The organism is Kumtagia ephedrae (assembly GCF_003012745.1).
Lineage (GTDB): Bacteria > Pseudomonadota > Alphaproteobacteria > Rhizobiales > Rhizobiaceae > Kumtagia > Kumtagia ephedrae.
This window is the reverse complement of the sequence record NZ_PXYK01000096.1, coordinates 1-267: the sequence shown is the minus strand read 5'-3', so window position 1 is coordinate 267 and position 267 is coordinate 1. Positions and strand designations below refer to the sequence as shown.

Below are 267 nucleotides of genomic sequence, written 5' to 3'. Positions count from 1 at the left end.
GACTGGGGCGTGCTGGCGGCGGCCGGCGTGCTCACCATCATTCCGGGCGCGCTGGTGATCTGGTTCGTGCGCAACTACATCGCCAAGGGTTTTGCCCTGGGGAGGGTGTGATGAAGGACGGAAGCTTTTCTCCCCCCTTGCGCAGGGCTGTCCGGGGAAAGTCATGCATAGTGGAAAGCCATCTGGTTTGGCGAGCATCGGGGTCTTCTATGGCTCGGATTGACGGGCGGCGGGCGTTCGATGGCGGCGATGTGGCGGCGCTCGAAC

The 267-nt window shown here is 64.0% G+C and carries 1 pseudogene; it reads left to right on the top strand.

Annotated features, from left to right (window positions below):
- Nucleotides 1–111, top strand: a pseudogene (locus C7I84_RS30820) (carbohydrate ABC transporter permease); the annotation flags it as partial.
- Nucleotides 112–267 lie beyond the last annotated feature (156 nt).